This window comes from Acinetobacter sp. Colony158, from assembly GCF_019264745.1.
In the GTDB taxonomy this organism is placed as follows: Bacteria; Pseudomonadota; Gammaproteobacteria; order Pseudomonadales; family Moraxellaceae; genus Acinetobacter; species Acinetobacter ursingii.
Genome location: NZ_CP078523.1, coordinates 1,379,384 through 1,380,870 on the forward strand (window position 1 = coordinate 1,379,384; position 1,487 = coordinate 1,380,870).

At 43.8% G+C, this 1,487-nt stretch carries 1 pseudogene; it reads right to left on the reverse strand.

Annotated features, from left to right (window positions below):
• Positions 1-51: 51 nt before the first annotated feature.
• Positions 52-1,377, reverse strand: a pseudogene (locus tag JR005_RS05545) (ISNCY family transposase).
• Positions 1,378-1,487: the final 110 nt, after the last annotated feature.

The window sequence follows — 1,487 nt, forward strand, 5'->3', positions numbered from 1 at the left end:
CGTGTTATTCCTAAGTAGAAATGTCCTACCTAATAACCAAATAGAAATGTCCTATATGGACAATTCCAAGTCAAGCACAGGATTTAGATTTCGTTCTTTGATTGCTATTTTCTGTGCACGTCTGCTTGGCATCTTTTGAGAACGATTGCGTTTGTTTTGTTGTTCCAGTTCTTCATGCTGTTGTTGGATATGATTCAGAACAGCACCCAACCGTTTATTCTCAACAATCTCTCGCTGATTCAGCTGACTTAATTTATCGAAGAGGCTGTAATTGATCTTTCGGCCATCATGCATGAGGGCTACAGTGCCATCCGGGTATTCCAGGAACTCAAGATACTTACCGATCAACCTTTGATTTTCTTCGGTGTTTTCCAGGAGATATACGCATTTATCATAAGTAATCGTCAGGCTATTCGTGACTCTGCGGGGTTCACGCCAAGTAAAAATATCATCTAATTCTTCGGCTGTTTCAGTGATAGGCCGATGTAGATCCTTAGGATTAAAAGCCATCTTGGCGAACTTCTGATTGAACTGCTCAATGAAGCAGGGTAGCCAGGCATTAGCTTGCTCAATCGAGCTGATACCTTCCAGACGCATCTTCTTGATCAGACGGTCCTGAAGGGTTCTGTTGGCACGTTCCACACGGCCTTTGGCCTGTGGTGAATTGGCGAAGATGATATCGATATTCAGGGTACTGAGTACGCGTCCAAACTGGGTAATCTTGGTGTCTTTCTTGCTGCTTTGATTCACCCTGAAGACTGAATGTTTGTCGCTGTAAAATGCCAACGGCTTACCATGCTGCTCAACATACAAGCGTGTTGAAATCATATAACCAAAGGCTGATTCTGATTCACAGAAGCGTAAATGCTGCAATTTTCCTGTAGCATCATCGATAAACACCAGCAGACAGCATTTAGCAGCGCGTCCTTCAAACTAGTCATGATATGAGCCATCAATTTGGATCAGTTCACCTAAGCAATCCCGGTTGTAACGAGGCTGATACGGGCGTTTCAGGCGCTTGGATCGAGGAATCCATAAGTCAGCTGCAATCATCCAGGAACGCAGGGTTTCTACTGAAAGATCGAATCCATGTACGGTGGTGAGCTTTTCATGCGCTAAAGTGGGTCCGAAACCATGGAGTTGGTCAGAAACAATATTGAGGCACTTGAGTCTAAGTTCTTCAGGAAGTTTGGAATTGCTGATTTGGCCACGAACGGCATGGGCTAATGCAGCGGGACCTTGAGCTTTGTATTTCTGCAGTAAGCGTCTGATCTGACGTTCTGAAATATGAAGTAGCTGAGCAGCCTGGGATTGAGTTATGCGTTGATCGCAGATTTCCTGCAAGACCGACAATCGTTTAAGTTCTTTATCCGACATAGACACCAACATATCAAACCGTCCGCTAACGAAATTGCAAAAGTGCATATTCTAAAAGCGGACATTTYTAYTTTGGAGAAACCGGACATTTCTATTTTGGAGTTACAAAG